At 65.1% G+C, this 2,434-nt stretch carries 1 protein-coding gene; it reads left to right on the top strand.

The features are described from left to right. Positions 1–86: 86 nt before the first annotated feature. Positions 87–2,434 (top strand): DUF6531 domain-containing protein (locus tag ACIBB8_RS37755; RefSeq protein WP_398959923.1); only part of this gene is annotated, 2,348 nt, incomplete at its 3' end.

The following is a 2,434-nucleotide window of genomic DNA, read 5'->3' as shown; positions in this document are numbered from 1 at the left end:
TCACGGAACTCCGCGTCGAACTTTCGTCGCTTCTCTGCCATGACCCCCAACTTCCCCTGCAGTCACGGCCTCTACGCTACGAGGGGATGGTCAGGGTGACGGACTCGCTCGTGGCACGGATCAACTACTCCACCGGCAACCTGATGCTCGCGGGCACAGACCTGCAGATCGCCGGCGTTGGCAAGTCCCTGCAGCTGACCCGTACCTACAACTCCCTGGACGCACCGTGGGGGAAGGTGTCACAGCGCTGGTGGAGCAACTACGAGCGCTACCTGCAGATCGAGGACACGCGAGTGGTGCTCTATGACGCCACCGGCGGCTCCGTCGTCTTCACGAAGAAGACCGACGGCACGTACGCGACCCCCAAGGGCTACCGACTGGACCTGGAGAAGTCGGGGTCCGAGTACGTCGTGACCGAGCGCGGTTCAGGCTCGAAGGACACCTACAGCGAGTACGGCACCTTCCTGAAGGTCTCCGACCGCAACGGCGGCCACGTCTTGGTCGACCAGCACGACGAGGGCACTGAGCACAAGGGCTTCAAGCTCACCGACTCCCGCTCGGGCCGTTTCATCGACCTGGTCAAGACCGACGCCTCGCAGTGGCAGGCGAAGGACAACACCGGCCGCACCGTCGTCTACGACCTCAACCCCGCAGGCGATCTCGCCAAGTTCACGGACAGCGAGGGCAAGGCCACAGAGTTCGGGTACGACGCGGACCGCCGCCTCACGAAGATCACCACGCCCGAAGGGCGGGTCACGGTCTTCACCTACGACGCCGACAACCGCGTCACCTCGATGAAGCGGGCCACGGCCTTCGATGGCTCCGGTGAGACAGGACCGACCTACACCTACACGTACACCAGCGGTGAGGGCTCCGCCGGTACGACAACGGTCACCGACCCAGCCGGCAGCATCACGAAGTACGAGCACGCGGCAGACGGCGAGATCACGAAGGTCACCGACGCGCTCGGCAAGACCCGCGAGCGGACCTACGACGCCAATCTGAACCTCGAAACGGCCGTGGACGCGATGGGTGTGGGTGGGACCCCGGGCAACGTCACCGCTTACGGCTGGGACCCCCGCTCCAACCCGACCTCCGCGAAGCTGCCCACCGGGGCGACCTCGTCGGTGAGCGGCTATCAGACAATCGCTGGGGCCGACGTCCCCGGCAAGGTCACCTCCGCGGATGGAGTGGAGGTGAGCTACAAGTACGACTCCGCGGGCAACACCACCGAGGAGACAGTGGCCGGAGCGGACGGCGGGACCCGCACCTTCGCCTACAACCCGGCCGATCCCACCTGCGGCGGCTTCAAGGGCCAGCGCTGCGAGATCAAGGACGCCAACGGCAAGGTCACCAAGTTCGTCTATGACGCCAAGGGCAACCTGATCAAGGTCACCCCGCCGTCGCCGCTCGGCGCCACGACGTACACCTACGACGGCGCCGACCGCCCAGAGACCATGACCGACGGCAGGGGTATCAAGACGGTCTACGTGTACGACAACCGTGACCGGATCATCAAGGTCTCCAGCACGAACTCGACCGTCACCTACGCCTGGGACGGGGACGGCAACCTCAAGCAGCGCTCGGATTCCACCGGCGTCACCAAGTACGATTTCGACCCTCTGTCCAGGGAGACGGTCCGCACGCTGCAGGACGGCTCGCAGACCGTTCTCGTCTACACGGCCGAGGGCAACGTCGAGTCCTACACCGACCCGTCCGGCACGGTGAAGTACAGCTACGACAAGGTCAACCGGCTGATCTCGCTGACGGATCCGCAGGATAAGAAGGCCACGTACGAGTACAACGCGAACGACGCCAGGACCAAGACCACACTGCCCAGCGGCATCGTGGAAACCATCACTCGGGACAAGTCCAACCGCGCCGAGCGGATCACGGCGACCTCCGACACGGAGGGCACCATGATCGACATCGCCTACAACTACTCGTACAGCAGTGGCGGCATCACCAAGGACGGCACGCAGATCCGCACCCGCACCGACGCGGTCGACGGTCTCAAGCGGACCTTCGAGTACGACTCCGCCGGGCGCCTGCGATACGCTAAGGAGATGGCGGGCGGCACCCTCAATAACAGCTGGCTGTACTGCTACGACAAGGCCGGCAACCTCACCTCGCAGAACGGCAACCTCCCCGGCTTGCGCGCGGCCTCTGCCGGTAACACCTGCCCCGGAGGTACCACCTACACGTACGATGACGCGTCACAGCTGACCGCAGTCAACGGCAGCAGTGACGGCTGGTCCTACGACAAGGCAGGAAACGAGACCGCCGCCCGCCCCACTGCGGAAACGGCTCGCAGTGGCGGACAGTGGAGCGACTACTCCCAGCTCACCTCGCTGACCCAGGGAGGCAAGGACTACCGGGGCCGTTACGCCTCCACCGACCAGTCAGAGCGCACCCAGTTCGGCGACACCGTCTA

Origin of the sequence: Streptomyces sp. NPDC051286 (genome assembly GCF_044455345.1) — a bacterium.
In the GTDB taxonomy this organism is placed as follows: domain Bacteria; phylum Actinomycetota; class Actinomycetes; order Streptomycetales; family Streptomycetaceae; genus Streptomyces.
Note: the sequence above shows the minus strand (reverse complement) of the source record. Positions and strands in the feature narration are given on the sequence as shown.